Below are 21,904 nucleotides of genomic sequence, written 5' to 3'. Positions count from 1 at the left end.
AGAAGCACAGATGATTAATTTAGAAAATCCGAAAAAATTCCGTGCCCTTGTTAACCAGGCACACCAGGTAGCGGCGAGTGTTTTCCGTCCGGTATCGCGTAAGTACGACCGTTCTGAGCACGCTTACCCAGTCGAACTGGACATGCTGGCCTCCATCATGGACGGCATGAACGACGGCACCACAGGCGAAGGCGCCGGTGCTGGCAAACTGAAGCAGGATAACGGCCCGAAGAAAGAAGGCATCCAGAACGGCACCAACATGTCGACAGTACTGTCTCTGGCGGAGCTGTGCTGGGGTGACGTTGGCCTGTCTCTGACATTGCCACGTCAGGGCCTGGGTAACGCCGCGATTGCAGCAGTTGCCGACGACGAGCAGTTTGCACGTTTCGGTGGTAAGTGGGCAGCGATGGCCATTACTGAACCAGGTTTCGGTTCTGACTCTGCAGCCGTTCGTACCACTGCGATTCGTGATGGCGACGAGTACATCATCAACGGTGAAAAAATCTATGTCACCTCAGGTGAGCGCGCTGACTGCGTTGTGGTCTGGGCGAGCGTTGACCGCTCTCTTGGCCGTGCGGCGATTAAGTCATTCATCGTCGAGAAAGGTACGCCGGGCATGGAAGTTGTCCGTCTTGAGAAGAAGCTGGGTATTAAAGCGTCTGACACCGCTGCGATCACTTTCACCGATTGCCGCATTCCAGTGAGCAACCTGCTGGGTGATCCAGAGGTTAACGTTGAGAAAGGCTTTGCCGGTGTCATGCAGACCTTCGACAATACCCGCCCGGTCGTTGCGGCCATGGCGATTGGTGTGGCTAAGGCCTCTATCGACCGCACCCGCGAACTGCTCAAGCAGCTCAAAGTAAAAGCCGATTACCGCACGCCTTACAAACTGGCCTCACAACTCGAAGCCAAACTGTATCGCTATGAAGCAGAATGGGAAGCAGCGCGCCTGCTGACTCTCAAAGCTGCATGGATGGCCGACAACGGTATGCCGAACTCTAAAGAAGCATCCATGTCGAAAGCTAAGGCTGGTCGTACTGCGAACGAAATTACCCTTGGCTGTGTCGAGATGCTTGGCATGCTGGGTTATGGCGAAGACGAACTGCTTGAGAAGTGGTCACGTGACTCGAAGATTCTCGACATCTTCGAAGGCACACAGCAGATCCAGCAACTGATTGTTGCTCGTCGCCTGCTCGGCAAGTCATCCGCCGAACTGAAGTAATCTGTACGACAAACTAAGCACGGGGCCTGGCGCCCCGTTGCTGTATTAATAATGATAATTTTCCGGTAACGTCGCACTCCGGACTTTCGAGCGAGACTCTTACCCGTATGACTCAATACAATGAAAAACTGGTTTCACTGCCGAATATTCTGACGCAATTGGCAAGCCAGGCCACAAGCATTCCGATCAAGCTGAAAGGTGTGTATGAGCTGGCAACCAGCAAACCTGAGAAAGAGAAATCAATCGGACTTCTGCTGGAGAAACACGCACGCCAGCGCCCAGAACACATCGCTATCCGCTACGAAGATGTGACTTACACCTATGATCAGGTCAACCGTAAAGCGAACCAGATCGCGCATTATCTGACCTCTCAGGGCATCGGCAGCGGTGATGTGGTAGCCGTGGTTCTTGAGAACCGCCCGGAAACCCTGATTTCTGTACTGGCCATCGTCAAGCTCGGTGCCATTGCCTCCATGATCAACACCAGTCAGCGTGGCGACGTACTGCTGCACAGCCTGACGTTGGTAAAGCCAAAGATGATCATCGTTGGGGAAGAGATGCTGGAGAACGTTAAGACGGTCGAAGGTGATCTCGATGACGCTTCGCTGAAGTCACTGCACTATCTGCGTGACACCGGCGAAACTGCATGCCCTGAGCATTACACCAACATCCTGACGGCCATCGAAGGCCAGTCGGACAAAAACCCAGATTCCACCAAAAAAGTGAAAATGCACCAGCCGTGCTATTACATTTTCACCTCCGGTACCACCGGCCTGCCAAAAGCCTCCGTGATGAGCCACTATCGCTGGTTCAAGTCACTGGCGGGCATGGGTCTGGCGTCCATGAACATGAGCAGCAAAGACATTCTTTATGTGTCTCTGCCGCTGTACCACAACAACGCACTGACTGTATCCATGGCTGCAGTTCTGGGGTCAGGCGCCTGTATGGCGATTGCGCGTAAGTTCTCAGTGTCACGTTTCTGGGACGACATCCGTCACCACAACGCCACGGGCTTCTGCTACATCGGCGAGCTGTGCCGCTACCTGCTGAATGCGCCGGCCAAGCCGTCTGACTCCCAGCACAAGATCCGTGTTTGTGTAGGTAACGGTCTGCGCCCGGACATCTGGATGCAGTTTAAAAACCGTTTCAACATTGATCACATCAATGAGTTCTACGGTGCATCCGAGTGTAATCTGGTATTCACCAACGCCTTTAACCTCGATAAAACCGCGGGTTTCTGCCCTCTTTCGTACAACATCGTTAAGTACGACATCGAAGAAGACGCACCACTGCGTGATGACAAAGGCTTTATGATTCCGGTGCAACCAGGCGATAGCGGCCTGCTGATCACCGAGGTGAACGACAAGCAACCGTTTGAAGGCTACACCGACGAAGACGCCACCAACAGCAAACTGCTGCGCAACGTCTTCAAGAAGGACGACTGCTGGTTTAACACCGGTGACCTGGTGAATAACCAGGGTTACAAGCACGTATCCTTCGCAGACCGCCTGGGTGATACCTTCCGCTGGAAAGGCGAAAACGTCGCCACCACAGAAGTTGAATCCATCCTGATGGAACTCGACAGCATCGAGCACGCCGTTGTATACGGTGTTCAGATCCCTCACACCGATGGTCGTGCGGGCATGGCAACCATTACGCCATCTGTCCCTCTGGAAGAGTTCGACTGGGCGGCGTTGTCTAAGCACGTTCGTGAGAAGATGCCTGCTTACGAGATTCCGGTATTCATCCGCGTGCGCGAGCAGCAGGAAGTCACCGGCACCTTCAAATATCGTAAAGTGGAGCTCAAGAAAGAAGCCTACCACCTCGATAAAGTGGGCGATGAGCCAGTGTATGTGATCGTTGGCAAAGACAGCGATTACACCGAGCTGACCAGCGATACCGAAGCGAAAATCGACGCAGGTGAACTCAGCCTCTGATCATCTGACGGTTATCGTCATTGCCAGTGCAGTCATTCTGCACTGGCATCCCCTTCTTAACGCCTGAACCTTTCCCCCATCCCCGCCCCCTTGTGGTAGAATTCGCCGCTTTCTTTGCACGCTTGCGCGAAGTTACGCCGCAAACATGAGGACACAAGACATGACAGTACCTGTCGGAATTATCATGGGCTCCAAGAGCGACTGGCCCACCATGAAGCACGCAGCCGATATGTTGGACCTGCTGGGCGTAGACTACGAAGTCAAAGTCGTTTCGGCGCACCGCACCCCCGACCTGCTGTTTGACTACGCAAAAACCGCACACGAGCGTGGCCTCAAGGTCATCATCGCGGGCGCAGGCGGCGCAGCGCACCTGCCGGGCATGGCAGCATCCCAGACCTCACTGCCAGTATTGGGTGTACCGGTAAAATCCCGCGCCCTGAACGGCATTGACTCACTGCTCTCCATCGCTCAGATGCCAGGCGGCGTAGCCGTTGGTACACTGGCCATCGGTGATGCAGGCGCGAAAAACGCAGGTCTGCTGGCCGCACAGATTCTGGCCACCTCAGACGCTGACCTGATGAAGCGTGTTGATGAGTTCCGCGAAACTCAGAAGAACACCGTATTATCACAGCCAGACCCACGAATTATTGAATAACCGCAGCACGGACATCCCGATGAAAGTAGGTATTTTAGGTAACGGCCAGCTTGGCCAGATGTTAGAAACCAGTATCACTGATCTTAAGGATATTGAGGTTTCACTGTACGACCTGCGCGCTCACACCGACGAAGCGCTGGAAGCATTTATTGCCTCGGTCGACATCCTCTCGTACGAGACAGAAAACATCCCGGCGCACATCGTGACCTTACTTGAGCCACACGCCGACAAGCTCTACCCAGGCCTGAACGCCCTGAAAACCTTCCAGAATCGTCTGCTGGAGAAAAATGCACTGCGTAACGCAGGCATCGCAACCGCAGAATTCCGTGCCGTGAACTCACTCGAAGACGTTCATACAGCGGTACAAGAACTCGGTCTGCCGATCGTGATGAAAACCACGACCGAAGGTTACGATGGCAAAGGCCAGTTCGTACTGCGTACACCAGACGATGCAGCACCGGCCTGGAACTCCATCGGCAACCGCGAACTCATCGCTGAAGCCTTTGTACCTTTCGAGCGCGAAACCTCAGTTATTGCCAGCCGCGACCGCGACGGCAACATCGTTGTATTCCCAATGACCGAAAACGTACACCACGAAGGCATCCTGCGTTACAGCCTCTACCCTGCACCGGCACTCTCACAAGAGAAAGCTGAACAGGCTGAGCGCTATATCCGTCAGCTGGCAGAAAGCCTCGACTACGTCGGCACCATTACCCTTGAGCTGTTCGACACCGAAGACGGCCTTGTTGGCAACGAAGTAGCACCACGCGTACACAACTCTGGCCACTGGTCGATTGAAGGCACCGAAGCCTCTCAGTTCCGTAACCACATGCTGGCCATCACAGGCAAAAGCCTCGGCGCGACCGAGCCTAAGTTTGCCTCCGTCGCTATGCTCAACGTGATCGGCGAAGAAACTCCGGCAGAAAAAGCCGAAGGCATCGACAACGCCTACCGTCATTCCTACGGTAAAGAAGCTCGCCCTGCCCGTAAGCTCGGCCACGTAACCGTGACAGGCAGCACCGATGCAGAACGCGACGCCACCATCACAGAACTGAACGCCCTGATGCCCGAAGGCATCTGGCCGCCTAAGCAATAAAAAGCAGAAGGAAGGCGAACTAATGGCAAAGTCACTTCAGGATCAGCTGCTTGGCCTCGGATTAACCGACGCCAAGAAGCAGAAGAAAAACGACAAAGAAAAGAAGCGCCAGGAACACCTGAAGCGCACCGGGCAGGAAAACAACGCCGACGAGTCCCGCGAAAAAGCGGAGCAAGCGCGTAAAGAAAAAGCCGCCCGCGACAAAGAACTGAACAAACAACGCGACGAAGAAGCCCAGAAAAAAGCCATCAAAGCTCAGGTGCAGCAACTCGTCGACAACAACCTGATCAGCGCTGCACAAGGCGACATCAAGTATCAGTTTGTTGATGGCAAGAAAGTAAAAAGCCTCTACGTTGATCAGGCTGTATGGGACCGTCTGTCAAAAGGCCAGCTGGCGATCATCGCGCATCGCAACAGCTACGCCGTGATTCCACTACAAGTAGCTGAGAAGATCCGTGAGCGCGACGATGGCCACTTTATCGTGATCGCCGAACAGACCGACGGCCAGATGGATGAAGATGATCCGTATGCAGCGTATCAGATTCCTGATGATCTGATGTGGTGATGGATACGAAAAGCCCGCTTAATAAGCGGGCTTTTTTCTGCTTCATGTCTGCACCAGATAAAATATTCTGCATTAGAGGTGCCTGCTGAATAAGATGGAAAAACCATCTTTAATCAAAATAGCTGATAACAAACTACTTTAACGCTTACCATGCCATAACACTGCTATCAGTCAGGGTAGTACTATTCCTTTTAACCGCAACGTCTGAAGTGTTTTCAAGTAAGCAATACATAGAAATTTCCGCATCACCCTCATATTGAGGATACTCATAATTGATTCTCGCCATCCGGAACCTTGTATCTTCTGCTCCATCAAGTGACGAGAAAAATGCGTTCATACAAGCCACTATCTCACTAGGTGGTAATGAAAACTCCTTAAAGTCTCCAGAGCTTTTTAGTTTCACCTGAAAAGTGACAGGGTACTGCTCCGTATCTCTACTGGAGAAGCCAAATCGAGAAACAAAAAATCCTGAAAAATCTGCCGAATCGACATCAACATTCAAAAATTCCGACAACATTCTATTAAGAGAATTTTCGATAGACGCCACGCTAATCGCACCAAAATATTCAGTCGACATTTTCAACTCCTTGTAAAATGGAGGTAACCAAACTCACCACCCTAAATTTCCTGTATAGTTATCTGAATCTACTATTTTAATTTCCAGGTCAATCGAGTATTCATTAGTACCGGGAACTTTCCTCATCTCGTATCGCACAGCCTCGCAACGAAAGTTGAGGCAATCTAACGAATCCTCCAAGTAACTAGCTATAACATCACAAACATCTTTGATGGAAAAACCACACAGCCATGAAAACCACTCTCGGGAATAGATACGACAATAAAACTCAATCGGCTCATTTGACTCACCTATACCTAGATACTTAAACTGGCGAATTTCAACATCAACACTCCCCCAGTCCCTATCACCCTCCCAACGGCTGAGAATCGCAGTAAGTACAAAATCCCGCAAAACCTTCGGAGTCAGGCTTTTAATTGCCGCATTCATAAAAATCCTTAGTTTTATTCCTTAAAACCCATTCAACAAAAATCGACTAAAATCTTAAAAAGCCAGCCCAATATTAAAGCATTTCAAGTCGCAATCTAGGCATCAAACCCGATAACTTCCATTAACATTCAGGCCTCAAAGAGATAGAAATCTCTCTCGGTATTAAATTTTTTCAATACTAATTGACCACCAACTGACAGTCAATTTCGTAAACTTATCAGCATGCAGCGTATCAGATTCTGATGATTTGACGTGGTGACTAAAACGAAAAGCCCGCTTAATAAGCGGGCTTTTTTGTCTCTGCCATACAAAATTCAGAAAATACCATCAGATATCCAGATCGACCCCACCATCTCCATCGCGGAACAACCTTCCTATACTACGAATGATGGTCGCTATTGTCCGATAAGGTAAATCGAGTACGAGGTCGACAATTTCGTAAAAGCCCTCATCAACCGATGACTTCTTAGGAAGTAGAAAGTGCACCAGGACAAAACCACCGATACAGAAAAGCAGTACCGGCAGACTGAAGCCATACACGAACAAATCAACCGCGAGATACGCGCTTATACAAAAAACACATATTGAGAGAAGTATCCTGAACAGGTCCATCGGCAAATTCCTTTTTTAATCAGCGAACTTACTTACCCCAGGGGTTTGGCTTACTGGCTGAATGCTTACTGTCCAAATGGAAAGTGCCAACAAACAGATCCTCTACCTTGGTTCGCGCCCAGGGCGTACGCCGTAGAAACTTCAGCGACGATTTAACTGAAGGGTCTGATTTGAAGCAGTTGATGTTGATCCGGCTAGCCAGCCCTTCCCAGCCATAATGATCAACCAACTGGTTGAGGATGGCTTCGAGAGTCACTCCGTGAAGAGGATCATTCTTGTTATGTTCTTTCATAAAGATGGCCAGGCCTGTTAACTCGTTGCAGAGAAGGAATCATGATAAGCGACAATGCCTTGAGGGATGCTTCCCTGCAATAAAAGAGCTTGAAAGTACTCCGCAGGTACATCAGGAAGTACCAGACCCTCTTCAGGTTTGAAACTAAAACGATGGTAGTAACCGGGATCACCGAGTAACACACAGCCTTTGGCGTCGATACGTTTCAGCTCTTCAATTGCTGCATTCATAAGCATCGCGCCAACGCCCTGCCCCTGATTGCTGGGGTGAACTGAAATTGGGCCCAGGCCATACCAGTGATCAGAACCATCGCTAATGGTGACAGGAGACAGAGCCACATGCCCTACAACGCTGTCTTCGATCTCAGCAACCAAAGAGATCGATAACACGCCCGAATCACGAAGCGCTTTAACAATAAACTGCTCCGTATGATCAGTATGTGGCGCATCAAGAAATGCAGAAACCGTCACACGATGGATACTTTCTACGTCACCTGATTGCTCTTTGCGGATGGTTATACTCAATATGACTCCCCAATGAGTGCAGAGACTCTGCACTCTGTTTTATGTTCAATTAATCATATGGTAGCACGGTAGCGACTGGAGGCAGTGACGTAAGATCTGCAACCGACACATCATCACATGACTTATTGTCTAAGAACATATTTGCCGATTCAGCCCACTTACAAGCCATTTTAAAGTAACCAGACAATGCAGGATGAACCCCATCCGGGCTATAGTCGCTGGCTTCAAGAATATTATCCATTTCTACTATGGTAACGTTCTTGTTGCTCGAAAATTCCTTCACAATTTTTTCGTTATAGGCTTCAACAATCGGGTTTGCCAGAGAGAAATCTGCGCACTTGCTAGTGGTTTGGCCTGGGCAATACTTAGATATAGAAAACTTGATTATCTTTGCCAAATAAACTTTTGATTTGGTGTTGTTAACCACGTTTTTCACGATCGTAGAGAGATTAGCTATAGCAGCATCGACTATCGTGTTTTGATCCAGCTTGTCGTCAAGGTGCCCTTGAGTAATGTCATTCGTTCCAAGGTGGATGAAAGTTACGGGTGTTTCAGGGAACGGTGGCATAAACATCATAGAGTACGGAACCAGCTGATCAGTTCGCGCACCAGGGTAGCCATCATGTAGTTGACTGTTCGTCACCCATTGTTGGATTGATGAACCGCCACTCTGAAAACCCACTGTTGTGAAGGGTTTAAGAACTCTGTTCTTCTCGCTAATAGCAAGCCAGGTCAGAATACCTCGATAACCTCCACCAAAATTACCGCCGTACTTTACATTCGGATAAAGGCACCATACCTGTGCGTTATAACAGTTCTGTCCCGTAGCGGAGAAATCACTACTATAGCCAAACGTGATTGAGTCACCCAGAGGCCTTATGATCTGAAGACCAGACGCACTTTGTGATTGTGCACTCATAGACGGAATCATAAAAAATGATACCAGCGCGAGAATTTTTATCATTCCCATTTTCTACTGTCCTTTTCTGATGTTTTTATAATTCCACTACTAAGTTAGTGTTATTCAATAAGACTCTATTATTTCGCAGGCGAGACAATCTTCCATAAATTTGCGGGGCCGCGCATTTTCACGCCAGAAGGCACTTGCGAGTTAGTCAGATCTGTTAGCTGAGCCGCCGTGTCGTATACGTAGTCCGTTTTCTTGCGATTGCAGGATGCACAAAGCCACCACAGATTCTGAGGGTCATTATAGAGTGCTCTTCCCAGTTTTTTGAGCATCATATAGTTAGTGTGTGTAGGATCAACTGCTACGTGTGGAGCCCCCACAGTAACAATATATTGCCGCCATGGGTTCATATGGTCCAGCTGCCACGGGCCGGTGCCATTGCAAACCGGGCAGTGACTTGGCTCGGGAGCTAGCCCCATTGCATCCAGACAGCTGCGACTGACCCAGCTGAAGCGGCCACAATTTCTAATATTAACGGCGGTATTAGGGCTTTGGCACTGACACCCTCTTGCATTAATGATTGCATCTAACAGCTCTGCACGTGTTGGCATATACATTCCTCCTTGAGAGTACCGTGAGTTCAACAACCTTCGATCAGGACCCGAATCAGGATCAAGCAGACCCTGCTTAGCGATCCAATCTGGCCCTTATTGTCACTCACTTTCTTAGTACTGCCCATTCGGAATATGACTAGAAGGTATTCTCATTCAGAAGTAATGCGTTGTAGATCAAACTCATGTTTGAGCTTCTAGTTCTCTGCATCAAGATTCTTAATGTTCGAGATTTCATTTTCTTTCTTAGGAGTCCCTTTGATAAATCTTTAGGCATATCTACCACGACCTGCCTTCAGGGTATTCTTTTCGCCATCGTGACAGCATAAATGAATGTCGAGAGTATTCGCTAGTTTCTGCCCCTGAATTCCTTCTATCAGACTTAGCTGAGCCGCTTTAACTTTAAACTCGTTCGAACACTGCTAGATCTTTCTTGGCTGAGTATATTTTTGGCATTGGACACCTCGTCAGTTTGACTTTGATGTCCGTTTTATCGGGGGAAGATCATCGTCTGTGTTATTTTAATTGTTAGTTTTTCACTGTGATTGATAATTTCTCCTCTATATCCAAAAGAAGACCTACACCATTAGGATCAATATTTTTTATTTCAATTAGTTCAGATTTTTTTTCTGCTATTGATAGAGCAACATTTGCCAAGAGCATTCCACTAGCGGTGAGTGCGGCCATTACTTCTCCACCGAAATAACCTGCACTTAAAGTCGCGCTTGCTGTGCCAATCAACTGTTCTTTTTTTACTAAAATTGACATACACCCAATAACGGTAGCAACACCATGCTTTTTCAATGAGTTTTCATAATCTTCAATAGCCAAAGAAAGAACATCTGAGGCCTCATCCACCCCCATATTTGCTAACCCGGTGAGAAACCACCCTCTGAGCCTACGAATTCTTTTTAAACTGTCCGTGTCAGATCGTATTTCCAAGGCTTGCTCCCACTCTAATAATCGTTCATCAATTGTCGGAAGGTTATCAAGCGTTGCACAGAATCCAACGCCAAGGTTTCTAATATCATCTTTGGGGTAAGTGAGAGCTAAAACATCAATAATAGGGACAACTCTATTATTAGATATTGCTATGTCAGACAGAACCATTTCTCGATATTTTCCTTCATGAAGGCCTTGTTGATAACGTTTAAGCACCGTAATAGGCATGTCAGAGTCAGAAACATTTGGCTCAAAATAGAATGAGTTGAGAATTTCCTCATCAGCTTTCGAACACCAAGGATCGGCAACAACAATATGAACTTCATCAAAGAAAAGTGATGCCCTCTTTGCTCTGGACGGTGTTGTTAACGCTGCATATCCCATCAATCTAGTCCTTCTGCAAGAAAATGAACCTACCCACTACTTCTCCATGTTAAGCATTATCTGTTATTTCGATTCTATTAGAGTAACGCCCTTCTCGATCCGAAACCCAAGTCCAATCCGCAACACTAACCTTGAACCCCTTTTTGACATAGTCCTTGGCAACTGACTTTAAGTAGCCCTCATTGACCTTAAAGCTTGCTAATTTTAAGACCTCACGGCCTATGCTAGTCACCAAATAGACTTCTGCTTCCGCTTCTTTATTTGTATCTTCGCCTTCGATCAGCAATATCCTGTTACTAGCAACCAAGCCCAAGTAAAAGCAATCAGGTTTAATAGACGTATAGGTAGCTTTAAAGCCAAGGGATTCCAACCCAGAAAGCACACCTATATCTTGGAGATGTAGCATCTGAGGAAGAATCAGTCCACTTTCTTCTAAAAACTCGTCTTTACCTCTAAATATTCGGCCATCTATAACAAATTGCGCCGCTTTACTTATTAGCTCTGCTTCCTCCCTTGACAGGACTTTTAAAAAATCCAATGTCCTTACGGAGTATGTTCCTGGGTTTTTCACTTCACCTGCTAGCACTCTTCCCCAAAGCTCTTGTAATTCCTCAGCTGAAACTTTGCCTTCATAATCTCGCCAGAAATAAAGCCAATCATCATCCACATCTCTATCCGATGGCTCTTGAACATCTTGCGAAAGAACGTCCTCCGCCACATGAATCGACATCGCGACATTCCTTTCCTTTCTTAGAGATTCTGAAAACTCATCATTCCTCATGGCAACCGCTAGCTTCGATAGATCGATAGATCGATAGTAGGTTCCTTTCTACCTGCTACAGAGTGGCATCTTCTTGGCCCCTCAAGAAGCTGAACGTCACTATTGGCTAGAACACCTCTTTCACCAGACCTTATCGCCTCAGCCTCTCTCTCCGCTTCAGCAATAACCAGCATCTCTTGTTTCCGAACTTGAGACCTCGCTTCACCCATGCGCTTTTCGTGCCACGGCGCCAACAAAGAACCAATACCCTTTTCAGCGAGCGTCTCCCACATTTTTATGAGAAGCGTTTCACCTGGAAAATCCATCCCCCTCCCCCTGTTTACTTACCAACTTATTAGTCCGCCTGCGCATTTCCCTAGAACATTCTCTCGAGATTTCCGGAAGTAATTAAGTGACTGCATTGAAGTATCTTCCATAACTTAGATCTCCCTTCCGACATACGAGCACACTTGGCTATTTAGCTCGCGATTACGCCTGTGCTTGGGTGCCAAGCTTCCTCTCAATATACCGAGCATACCGACCTTAGCGCTATATGCAAAGTGCCTGAGGCGACGCCATATCAGCTCCCGATTCATTTCATATACCCTGACCTACATCATTGCCCTTCCTCCGCCCACTCTATATGTTATGGCGTATACGGAAATCCACGGTCACTGACCCTGAAGGCCATTATGAGTCTCCCCTCTCCTAAAATTTTGATTCCTATCGTATTGATTGGCGCTGGTGTCGCCGCTGTGCGCTACTGGCCTGAGAGCCCGCTTGATGTCACGGTCTCGCAGGCCTCTGTCGGCTTAGTTGAAGCCAGTGTCGCCAATACCCGCTCAGGCACGGTTAAGGCTTGCCAGCGTTCGCGCTTGTCGTTACCTCTTGGTGGCCAGGTCAGTGTTCTTTATGTTGCTCAGGGCGATAAAGTTGAAGCTGGCGCGCCTTTGATGGAGCTCTGGAACGAAGACATTCGTGCCACTCTGGCGACTGCAGAGGCCCAGCTGGATACTGCCAGGCTTTCGCACGAGGCTACCTGTACGCAGGCACAATCGGATAAGCGTGAAGAGCGCCGTATTCATGATCTTCATAAACGCCAGATGGCATCTTCTGAGCAGTTAGACCGCGCCGAAACCGCCGCAACCATCAGTGAGCTTTCGTGCAAACAGCAAGAAACCCTGATTACTCAGGCGTCTGCCAGTCTGGATCTGCAGAAAGCGCGTTTTGCGCAAACCCAGTTACGCGCTCCCTTCGCTGGCATTATTGCTGAGGTGAACGCCGAGATCGGTGAATACGCCACACCATCGCCTCCGGGCGTGGCCACACCACCCGCCATTGATCTGATCAACCCCGATTGTTTTTACGTGCAGGCGCCAATTGATGAAGTAGATGCGGCTCAGGTCGCACTGGATATGCCTGTGCGCGTTACGTTGGATGCCTTCGGCGACCGCACCTTTGATGGCCATGTCTCGCGTATATCGCCTTATATTCAGGATGAAGAGAAACAGGCCCGTACGGTGGATGTTGATGTACGCCTCAACGAACTCCCTGACGGCACCCATCTGTTGATTGGTTACAGCGCCGATATCGAGGTTATTACGGCAACCTCTGATAACACCCTGCGGCTTCCTACCGAGCTATTAATCGATACGGATCATGTGATGCTCGCCAAAGACGGTCACGCCGTTAAGCAGCAGGTAGAACTGGGCCTGACTAACTGGACCTGGAGTGAAGTCATAAGCGGTGTGAGTGAAGATGATCTGATCATTAACGAACCCGGCCAGAGCGACCTGACAGACGGCCGCACCGTGCGCGTTCTGGATACTATTGTCCATGACTGAAGCGATGAAGACTGGGGCCATTAAAGTTCGCGGAGTGCATCGTCGCTTTCAGCTCGGTGATCAGACAGTGCATGCGCTCAATGATATCAATCTGGATATTACGCAAGGCGAATATATTTCAGTGATGGGGCCGTCTGGTTCAGGCAAGTCGACACTGTTGAATATGCTGGGCCTGTTGGATGTGCCCGATGAGGGCGAGTACTGGCTCGCGGGCGAAGACACCGTACCCATGAGCGAGGAAGCGCGCGCGGGTTATCGCCGTGACCACATTGGTTTTGTGTTTCAGTCTTACCACTTAGTACCGCGCCTGAGTGCCCGTGAAAATATGGAGCTGCCTATGGTGCTGGCAGGTATTCCTCCAGCAGAACGCCGTAAACGCTTAGCACCTGTTATTCAACGCTTAGGGTTAACGGAGCGCGCCGATCATAAACCAGAGCAGTTGTCTGGCGGACAGCGCCAGCGCGTGGCGATAGGCCGCGCCATTATTATGCAGGCACCGCTGCTGCTCGCCGACGAACCTACCGGTAATCTTGATACTCATTCGGGCGCCGACGTAGTTGAGCTGCTGGAAGAATTAAATGCTCAGGGCGTTACCTTAATGGTGGTTACGCACGACATGGCACTCGGCCAGCGCGCAAAGCGACGTTTACGTATGGTGGACGGCGCCATCGTCAGCGACGATACGTTCGCCATTAGCTCATCAGAAGAGCCCGCCCTATGATCCGCCTGCAGGATCACTTCACCTTTACCCTGCGCTCACTGACACGAACGCGTTTTCGTACCACCATGCAGTTAGTGGCTATGGCCATTGGTGTATTGGCAGTGGTGTTGCTGACCGGCATTGGCGAAGGCGGACGACGGTTCGTGATGGCCGAGTTCGCAAGCCTCGGCAACGATGTGTTAGTCATGCTGCCCGGCCGAAAAGAAACCACCGGCGGCCTACCGCCATTAACCGGCGAAGGCACCCGTGATATCACGCTTGAAGATGCCCAAAGCCTCATGCGAATTTCCGATGTCGAGCGTATTGCACCTATCGTTGTGGGCACCAGCCGTTTGAGCATTTCAGGGTTGAGCCGCGATAGTTTAGTTCTCGGGACAACTCAGGACTTCTTCAGCATCCGTGATCTCGCGTTCAGCCAGGGGCAGGCGTTTACCACTCGCGAAGGTAGCCGTAGCCGCTCGGAATGTATTTTAGGGGCAACCCTGAGGGATGAATTATTCGGGCCGAAACGCGCACTGGGGCAATGGATAAATGTCGCGGATTATCGCTGCCGCGTGACGGGCGTACTCACTGACTCGGGAACGGGTTTCGGATTCGATATGAGCAACGCTCTGATCTTGCCCGTAGATAACGCCATGCAGATTTTTAATACCGAAGGTCTGTTCAGGGTAATGATTCAGATTGAGAACATTGATGCTGTGCCAGCCATGACCACAGCCGTTGAGCAGCAAATGAAGCTACGCCACGACGGCCAACTGGATATTACGATTGTTACACCCGACAGCCTGCTCAGCGCCTTTAATAATGTACTGTTAATCATGACCTTTGCAGTCGCCGGTATTGCGGCCATCAGCCTGTTAGTCGCCGGGGTTTTAATTATGAATATGACACTCATCGGCGTTGCTCAGCGCCGGGCTGAAATTGGGTTACTAAAAGCACTCGGGGCTTCATCAAAAGAAGTCCGCTTATTGTTTATTACCGAAGCTACGTTACTCGCCACCAGTGGCGCTGTACTCGGCATGTTGATCGCAGAGTTTATTCTTTGGGGCCTCAGATTTAAATTTCCCGAAGTGCCCTTCGCAACCCCTTTGTGGGCCAGCGTATCGGCGATTGGTGTGTCTGCCATTGCGGGTATTCTCTTCTCCTGGATACCGGCGCAGAAAGCCGCAAAGCTACCACCCGTGTTGGCACTGCAAGCTCAGGCAGGGAAATAACTGTGGTAGACCTTGCTGCGAGGGAAATATAAATGATCAGACCTGACGACTGGCTTCGCCTTGCTACCTCACCTGTCACCAGCCAGCCGGGCAAAAGCGTATTAACTGCGCTCGGCATCGCCATTGGTATTGCCGCAGTCACGCTGTTAACCACACTCGGTCACGGCGTTCGCCAGTATGTTCTGGATAGCTTCTCACAGTTTGGCACACGTATTATTGCGATCACGCCGGGCCACAGCGAAACCGCCGGTATGGCCGGAGGGTTAATCAGCTCGGTGCGATTACTGACCCTCGATGACGCCGAAGCCTTAGCGAGAATTACCGGCAGCGAATGGGTGGTATCAAATGTTCAGGGCTCGGGGCCTGTACGTTATGGCGAGCGCGTTCGCAGTACAGAGATTCTCGGTACGACCTCTGATTTTAATCAGGCCTGGGATTTCCCTCTGGCGATGGGAAAGTTTCTGCCCGACACCGGCGGCAATAGCCCTGCCGTTGCAGTGATAGGCGACACCTTATACCGAGAGCTGTTTCGTAGCGAAAACCCGCTCGGGAAGTTTATCCGCATTGGTGGCCAGCGTTATCGGGTCATTGGTGTGATGCAACCCAAAGGCTCAACACTGGGGTTTGATCTTGATGATATGGCGTACATTCCTGCGGATCGTGCTCTTACGCTTTTTAATCGCGAAGGCTTAATGGAAGTGGATGTCGTGTTCTCTGAGGGCACAACATCCACCCAAATGCTTGAGCGCATAAAAGCGGTGATGATAAAACGCCACGGCCAGGAAGACTTCACCCTGACCAGCCAGGATGAAATGCTCAGTAGCATGAACCGCATTCTCGGCATCCTGACCATAGGCGTCGCGGCTTTGGGTGGGATTTCTTTATTAGTCGGCGGCGTGGGTATCTTCACCATCATGACGACCAACCTGACCGAGCGCACCGCAGAGATCGGGTTACTGCGAGCCATTGGTTGTCCGCGACGGCAGTTGCTCAGTCTCTTTCTGGGCGAGGCCGTCATGCTCTCTTTATTCGGAGCTTTTATCGGCATCGTTATCACAGCCGTTGTTGTTGCCCTATTAAGTCTATTGGCACCGGCCTTTCCGGTTCAGATTCAGTTTTCGACACTCGGACTGGCCATCGCTGTCGCCGTTATTACCGGGCTAATTTCAGGTATCTGGCCTGCGTATAAATCATCACGCCTGAGCCCGATTGAAGCGTTACGAGGTGAATAATAATCGTGCCCCACGATGTCGTTTTTTTGCACTGTTTTCGACCAGTTTGGCGCACCAATACCAACCACTCACGCACCAATATCGTAAAAGCGGTTTAAATCCCCTTTCCATATAATTTCCATCCTGTCGCTAAAAGCCCATCGCTGCTGAGCTGCGATACATAACTTGCCGTTAGTTACAAAGATATAAATAGATGGCACAACACTTGCCAATCAAGCAGGAGAAACTTTAGTCTGACTCAACTTCTGGGCCGGTAACGTTTGCAGCATGATTAAAAATTAAAAGCCACTGACAGGCTGCCAGTGGCTTTTTACATGCATCAGCAAGTGAGTAAATCAATCTCGCGTCAGTTGATAGCTGTGCGCCAGCGTGTGCTCTCCAGTCACTTCGTCGACGGTATAGACACGGACTGTCAGCTGATTTCCCTCAATATATAAATGCATAAAACCCAGTACATCGCCCTGCTGAAATTCTGCCGGATTACGATTTACATCGTCCAGTGGACGTTGTTTTGCGCCTGCACCTGACACTATCTGGGTCATACCATCGCAACGTTCTACGGGGGGCAGAATCTGAAGATCATGATCATGGCCTGAAATCATCAGATCAAAATCGCCGCACAAATTGTCGCCTACGAAATCATAAAAAGCGTATCCGAAAGCAGGAACACCATCGTACCAGCCTGCGTTACCGTGACGGCCATTTGAAATATACGGGTGATGGGAAAACGCAATTTTCCATGGTGTCGTCGCAGATTCTTTTTCAGCTTCGATCCACTCTTCCTGAACCCGATAGTATTTAAACTGACGGTATTTAGGATCAGGATCAGAGACGGCTGCCAGCGGGTTAGAATCCAGAGAGAAAAAAGTCACCAGTGGTGCTTCTGACTCAAGAGGCGCGGTAAACGAGTAATAGCGTGCTGGCATGTTCCATTTATCACTCATACGGTCTTCGGCGTAGTGGTAATCAACCTGAAACTCGCCCTTGTCGTTATCCAGGCCGTCACCACTGAACCAGCCGTTATCGTGGTTGCCGAGCGTCATGTAAAACGGGAAATCAACGTCTGCATACGGCTTTTCGAATTTATCAATAAACTGAACATCATCGACTGAATCAACACCAGTTTCATAAATGTTGTCACCCAGCCCCAGTGCAAAATCACAGCCGAGTTCATCACAGACTGCCTTCATGGCTGCGGCAACCTTATACTGCTTGTCTTCGCCCGTACCGGTGTCACCGATGGCGATAAAAGAAACTGCGCCTTCTGGCACCTCAACGACCGGCTCTTCAGGTTCCTCTGGAAACCAGGACATGCCATAGGCGGGTAAATGTACGGCCAGCGCCATCAATGCGAGCTTTTTCATCTTCTGTCTCCAGACCAACATTGCAATAAAACCACTGAGTGTAACGCCCCAGTGCTTCAGATTTGTGAAACATCCTACACAAGCTGCTAGAAACGTGCCGCCACCCAGCGAGCCAAGTAGATACGTCGGGTCATCAGTCACTTTCGCTGGTGAGTGCTAAACTCATCTGACAGAGGTTTGATAGGCAGGAGGTCCCTATGATTGTCGATTCTTTGATGACCACCAAAGTCGTTACCGTGCATCTTGATGACAAACTGACAAAGCTCCAGGAAATATTCATTAATACGCGCTTCCATCACGTTCTGGTGGCTGAGAATGGCCGGTTACGTGGGGTTATTACCGATCGCGACTTTTTTAAAGCGGTGAGCCCATACATTGGCACACCGGCAGAAACCACGCACGATACTGCAACGATTAACAAGAAGGCTCATCAGATTATGAGTCGGAACCCGGTTACCATCAAAGCAGGCAGTAATATCCGTGAGGCTGTATCGCTGATATACCAACACGGCGTCACCTGTCTGCCGATACTCAACGATGAAGATAAGATTGCAGGTATTCTGACCTGGCGGGATGTATTTCGGGGGCTTGAGGCTCGGTATAACAAACCCGCAGCCCCCGAACAAAGGGATTAGATTAACCGGCGCAGACGTTACCGTCTGACCTCCGGCGCTTCTTTAATTGGCAGTGAGATAAAGTTCAGATAAAGATCTTCTTCCTGTATTTCCAGAGGGATAAGGAGAGAAGCAACTTCGTCTGACTCATTCTCTGTGCAGAGAACGTCTGCAAGGATGCCCAGCAGAGGAACATCGGTTGCGCCACAGGTGACAGGGTCAAGTGACTCAGTGAGATCTCCGGTAAAGATAGTGATCGCGTTTACCAGGTCGTCCACGGTTGAACCGACTTCTCCAAGTGCCGACTCCAGATCAATGTTCACGAGTACATTAATTGGCGGAACGTTCTGATTGCGCTGTTCAATCTGCATGCGGCCATCATCAAAGAATGTGATGTCTCCCACCAGCGTCAAAGGCAGCGGATAGTTGTAAAGATTGTGGCTGAGTATTTTACCACCGTCAGGTAACGCCAGGTTAGGAGAATCCAGCGCCAGAGTAACCTCTGTTTTGAAGATTGGCTGACCGTTATCGCCAGTAACAATCATACCGGGCACCAACCCCATTGGGTTGTCTTCGGTCGGTGTGGTGTAGCGCATACGGAGGATTTGTGTGCCGGTGGTCTGCTCGCCCAGCACTGGGAGAAAAACACTGGTAGGTGTGGTCGCCAGAAGCATGGGATACAGGTGTACTTTTACGGCTTGCTGACCGGTTTCTGGATCGACCGTTGGCCCTATCACCTCTGTATTCAGGGCTAATGTCTGGAATACGGCCTTATTGTCGGGGCAATCGTCACCGAGCGGATCACACCCATTACGTGCTGGCAGTGAGAGTGTCTCGTTGAGAAGCGTTGCTTCTCCGTTAACTACCGTAAGGATTGCGGCATTCTCTGACGGCAAGACATCCCCTGACGCCGTTATCGGACTGGTTGATGGTTCCAGGCATGGCTCCCCGCAATCGACAACGTAATTGGCGTTAGCATCTCGCACAGGGTAATTACGCAGCGGCGTAAAAATAGATTCTTGAGGAGCGCTGCCACGGAAGTAAATCACCATATCCGGGCCGCCGAAATCTTCAGAGTCGACAAGAAGATCCGTCTGCAGTGGAAGACCGGCATCTGAGCAGATGATATCCAGCTCATCACATACGGTATCGTTTACCGAATCAGCATGTGCTGACGCCATTGTGTAACGATAGACCTGCCCTTCTTCCCAAGCATTTTCCGGGAAGAAACGAATACGTTGACGAGCCTTTTCAAGACGACCCGACACCGGGGTAATTTCTCCGTCTTCGTTAACTCGCTCAACTTTAAACGAGGTATTCAGATTGATTGAATCAATATCCATCACCTGCGAGAAAATAACCGCGATCGGCCGATCAGCTGGCATCGTAGTTAATGGCAATGTCTGATTTTCTACTTCAGCAGGCGTATTCTCAGAGACGACGCACTGGCCGTGATTTGGCTGCTCGGGTGGCAGCGGAAAAATATCACTCAGAGTGGCTGTTGATACACACGGGAAGCCGGGATACGTCGTCAGCGCCAGAGGCGAAACTTTAATTTCCTGATCTGTCTGCTGTGTTGCAGGCATACTGAACGTCAGTGTGTCAGCCAGTGCTGGCGACCCTTCAAGGTTCTGTAAGCGGCTGGTCGTAGTGACTACGTATTCCGCTGCAGGTTTAAGACCGCCACGAACCTGTACCGTCAGTACGGTTCCGTCAATGTCACTGGTCACGTTTTCAGCAGATAGCCGCACGCCATTCTCTTCAATAACGACGAGTTCTCCGGCCTGTCGGCGCAGCGGCTGATCGAAATTCAGAATAATAGGATCACCCGGGCGCTGCATCGACTGGCGTGTCGCCGGAATGGCGGTCTCAAAGCCAGGCACCCAGCTTACGAGGCGTGGCGGAGTATTCGGCGCCTGATTCTGCTCCTGATCAAATAAGCGTTCGATCTGGTCGTTCGTTTCGGCAAGCAATTTAAACGCGATGGTGGCGTTACCAACGTCCTGACCGAGAATATTAGGTTCGACAATACCGATGGAATTGATTTCCAGTAAACCATTGCGTACCTGAGCCAACCCAACCAGTTCGACGCGCATTAAATCCTGCGAGAGCGACGCATTTGGCTGTGCTGCAGCGGTATTCATACTGACATCCATAAATAAGCGTATATGACGCTGAGCTTCCGGGTCATCGGTGTAAGGGTTCGGGTACAGGTACCCGTTAGCGTCAGAAATAAAGGTCACAATAACTGACCCGGTTTCCTGCGGAAGGCCTGTTTCAGCATCCAGAAGAGGAACATTGCCATTAATTTTTACATCAAGTGATGAACTCATGAGCGTACTGCCGCGAGCAATGCGCAGTGGTACGGGCTGATTGCCAGGGAAGTTAACCGCATAGGCCAGCTCTGCATTCAGAGTGCCGGTCTGCTGCGATAAATCAGTGACGCCCTGCAATACCGAATTAAGCACTACCCCATTGACCAGACCTTCGTTTAACGGCGATATTTCTGAGTTTTCTGAATCGACAATATCCTGAATCAGAATGGATGTTGGCGTGGTATCCCGTGGCACAAAATCAAGGGAGTAATTGATGCCCGTCGTACCATCATCATTCAGAGGCCGTACCCCTGTAAGCTCAAGGCGATAAGCCTCACCTGCGATCAGTCGATCTGATTCGCTGCCGCATTCTGCCACCAGTGCGACAGTACATGGATCAATCGTTAATGACTGGTGTTTAAGAATAACGTCAGCTGGCACAAGATTATTATTGGCATCAAGGAGTCGTACATTCACGCCGTATTCGACGGATTCAGGGTCAACAGGCTGCGTAAACAGAAAACGGAATGTGGAGAAATCCATCACTTCAAAATTACTGCCATCAGGCAATAATTCCAGAATACCGAAATCATCATCCACCGATGTCAGCGACAAAGGACCGGTTGCTTCCGGGCGTGTAGAAAACTGGATTCCCTCAGGGCCAGTTGCGTTCGGCGTTGCAATCGCATTGGTGCCCGAGCCAAGTACACCATCAAACGTCAGGCTGTAATCAGCGCCCGGAGAAAGCTCTTGTGTAGGAGTCGCGACAATACCGCGCCCGCCATCTACACTGCGCACAGACCTGATGGCGACATTATTACCATCGCCGTCCACCAGAACCAGTTTTTCAACTAATAATGGATCATCTACAGGGGTGGTAAAACGGAGCACAAGGTCGGTGACAGGTGGCACATTAATCTGACCGTCAGCCGGATACGAATACTCGACACTCGCACTTAAAAACGGCGCAAGAAAAGTACCGTCAGGCCCTTCGACCATGGTTCCGCCGAGCAGCGTCTGTGTGTCTTTATCACCACACGCCGCTAACGCGAGTGATGTACATGCAATAATTAATGACTTTTTCATG

At 49.8% G+C, this 21,904-nt stretch carries 20 protein-coding genes; 10 read left to right on the top strand and 10 right to left on the bottom strand.

Annotated elements, in window-relative coordinates:
• Window positions 1–10: 10 nt before the first annotated feature.
• From BW941_RS06120 to BW941_RS06100, 5 genes are all read left to right on the top strand, one after another.
• Entirely contained in the window at window positions 11–1,222 is a 1,212-nt protein-coding gene (locus BW941_RS06120; protein ID WP_217693573.1) for an acyl-CoA dehydrogenase family protein, read from the top strand.
• A gap of 107 nt (window positions 1,223–1,329) precedes the next feature.
• Window positions 1,330–3,159 (top strand): long-chain-acyl-CoA synthetase, encoded by a 1,830-nt coding sequence (locus tag BW941_RS06115; protein ID WP_076514744.1) that lies wholly within the window; start codon window positions 1,330–1,332, stop codon window positions 3,157–3,159.
• 160 nt (window positions 3,160–3,319) lie between these two features.
• On the top strand, window positions 3,320–3,814 hold the full coding sequence (gene purE / locus BW941_RS06110; RefSeq protein WP_068437450.1) for a 5-(carboxyamino)imidazole ribonucleotide mutase: 495 nt from the start codon (window positions 3,320–3,322) through the stop codon (window positions 3,812–3,814).
• A 19-nt stretch (window positions 3,815–3,833) separates the two neighbouring features.
• Window positions 3,834–4,910 (top strand): 5-(carboxyamino)imidazole ribonucleotide synthase, encoded by a 1,077-nt coding sequence (locus BW941_RS06105; protein WP_076514743.1) that lies wholly within the window; start codon window positions 3,834–3,836, stop codon window positions 4,908–4,910.
• 22 nt (window positions 4,911–4,932) lie between these two features.
• The gene (locus tag BW941_RS06100) at window positions 4,933–5,475 is read left to right on the top strand and encodes a DUF2058 domain-containing protein (RefSeq protein ID WP_076514742.1); all 543 of its coding nucleotides are present in this window, start codon (window positions 4,933–4,935) and stop codon (window positions 5,473–5,475) included.
• 145 nt (window positions 5,476–5,620) lie between these two features.
• On the opposite strand, the gene BW941_RS06095 is transcribed toward BW941_RS06100, so the two are convergent.
• The 8 genes from BW941_RS06095 to BW941_RS06055 form a co-directional block, all read right to left on the bottom strand.
• Window positions 5,621–6,052: a hypothetical protein gene (locus tag BW941_RS06095; RefSeq protein WP_076514741.1), complete on the bottom strand. Its 432-nt coding sequence runs from the start codon at window positions 6,050–6,052 to the stop codon at window positions 5,621–5,623.
• A gap of 33 nt (window positions 6,053–6,085) precedes the next feature.
• A complete protein-coding gene (locus BW941_RS06090) occupies window positions 6,086–6,481 on the bottom strand; it encodes a hypothetical protein (RefSeq protein ID WP_076514740.1) in 396 nt (131 codons plus the stop codon).
• Window positions 6,482–6,808: 327 nt separating this feature from the next.
• Complete coding sequence (locus BW941_RS06085; protein ID WP_139325765.1) at window positions 6,809–7,021, bottom strand: hypothetical protein; 213 nt, start codon at window positions 7,019–7,021, stop codon at window positions 6,809–6,811.
• 100 nt (window positions 7,022–7,121) lie between these two features.
• Complete coding sequence (locus BW941_RS06080; protein WP_076514738.1) at window positions 7,122–7,385, bottom strand: VF530 family protein; 264 nt, start codon at window positions 7,383–7,385, stop codon at window positions 7,122–7,124.
• A gap of 17 nt (window positions 7,386–7,402) precedes the next feature.
• On the bottom strand, window positions 7,403–7,909 hold the full coding sequence (locus BW941_RS06075) for a GNAT family N-acetyltransferase (RefSeq protein ID WP_076514737.1): 507 nt from the start codon (window positions 7,907–7,909) through the stop codon (window positions 7,403–7,405).
• Between the two features lie 49 nt (window positions 7,910–7,958).
• Entirely contained in the window at window positions 7,959–8,879 is a 921-nt protein-coding gene (locus BW941_RS06070; RefSeq protein WP_076514736.1) for a GDSL-type esterase/lipase family protein, read from the bottom strand.
• Between the two features lie 1,076 nt (window positions 8,880–9,955).
• Window positions 9,956–10,753 (bottom strand): hypothetical protein, encoded by a 798-nt coding sequence (locus BW941_RS06060; RefSeq protein WP_076514734.1) that lies wholly within the window; start codon window positions 10,751–10,753, stop codon window positions 9,956–9,958.
• A 49-nt stretch (window positions 10,754–10,802) separates the two neighbouring features.
• On the bottom strand, window positions 10,803–11,534 hold the full coding sequence (locus tag BW941_RS06055; RefSeq protein WP_084188688.1) for a DUF2806 domain-containing protein: 732 nt from the start codon (window positions 11,532–11,534) through the stop codon (window positions 10,803–10,805).
• Between the two features lie 671 nt (window positions 11,535–12,205).
• On the opposite strand from BW941_RS06055, the gene BW941_RS06045 reads away from it, so the two are divergent.
• The 4 genes from BW941_RS06045 to BW941_RS06030 are packed head-to-tail and all read left to right on the top strand — an operon-like array spanning window position 12,206 to window position 16,524.
• The gene (locus BW941_RS06045) at window positions 12,206–13,357 is read left to right on the top strand and encodes an efflux RND transporter periplasmic adaptor subunit (protein WP_076514731.1); all 1,152 of its coding nucleotides are present in this window, start codon (window positions 12,206–12,208) and stop codon (window positions 13,355–13,357) included.
• Window positions 13,350–14,078 carry an ABC transporter ATP-binding protein gene (locus tag BW941_RS06040; protein WP_245820054.1) on the top strand — a complete coding sequence of 243 codons (729 nt, stop codon included), beginning with the start codon at window positions 13,350–13,352 and terminating at the stop codon, window positions 14,076–14,078. Before BW941_RS06045 ends, BW941_RS06040 begins: the two co-directional genes overlap by 8 nt.
• Window positions 14,075–15,292: an ABC transporter permease gene (locus tag BW941_RS06035; RefSeq protein ID WP_076514730.1), complete on the top strand. Its 1,218-nt coding sequence runs from the start codon at window positions 14,075–14,077 to the stop codon at window positions 15,290–15,292. The genes BW941_RS06040 and BW941_RS06035 overlap by 4 nt, the downstream gene beginning before the upstream one ends.
• A gap of 32 nt (window positions 15,293–15,324) precedes the next feature.
• A complete protein-coding gene (locus BW941_RS06030) occupies window positions 15,325–16,524 on the top strand; it encodes an ABC transporter permease (protein WP_139325764.1) in 1,200 nt (399 codons plus the stop codon).
• Between the two features lie 335 nt (window positions 16,525–16,859).
• Here the strand turns inward: BW941_RS06030 and BW941_RS06025 are convergent, their stop codons facing one another.
• Window positions 16,860–17,888, bottom strand: a complete 1,029-nt coding sequence (locus tag BW941_RS06025) for a metallophosphoesterase (RefSeq protein WP_076514729.1) — start codon at window positions 17,886–17,888, stop codon at window positions 16,860–16,862.
• Between the two features lie 197 nt (window positions 17,889–18,085).
• Here BW941_RS06025 and BW941_RS06020 point away from each other — a divergent pair, with 197 nt between their 5' ends.
• Complete coding sequence (locus BW941_RS06020; RefSeq protein WP_076514728.1) at window positions 18,086–18,523, top strand: CBS domain-containing protein; 438 nt, start codon at window positions 18,086–18,088, stop codon at window positions 18,521–18,523.
• Window positions 18,524–18,540: 17 nt separating this feature from the next.
• Here the strand turns inward: BW941_RS06020 and BW941_RS06015 are convergent, their stop codons facing one another.
• A complete protein-coding gene (locus BW941_RS06015) occupies window positions 18,541–21,903 on the bottom strand; it encodes an Ig-like domain-containing domain (protein ID WP_076514727.1) in 3,363 nt (1,120 codons plus the stop codon).
• Between the last annotated feature and the right edge of the window lies 1 nt (window position 21,904).

Origin of the sequence: Thalassolituus maritimus, from assembly GCF_900156675.1 — a bacterium.
Taxonomy (GTDB): domain Bacteria; phylum Pseudomonadota; class Gammaproteobacteria; order Pseudomonadales; family Oceanobacteraceae; genus Thalassolituus; species Thalassolituus maritimus.
This window is presented reverse-complemented; position numbering and strand designations above follow the sequence as displayed.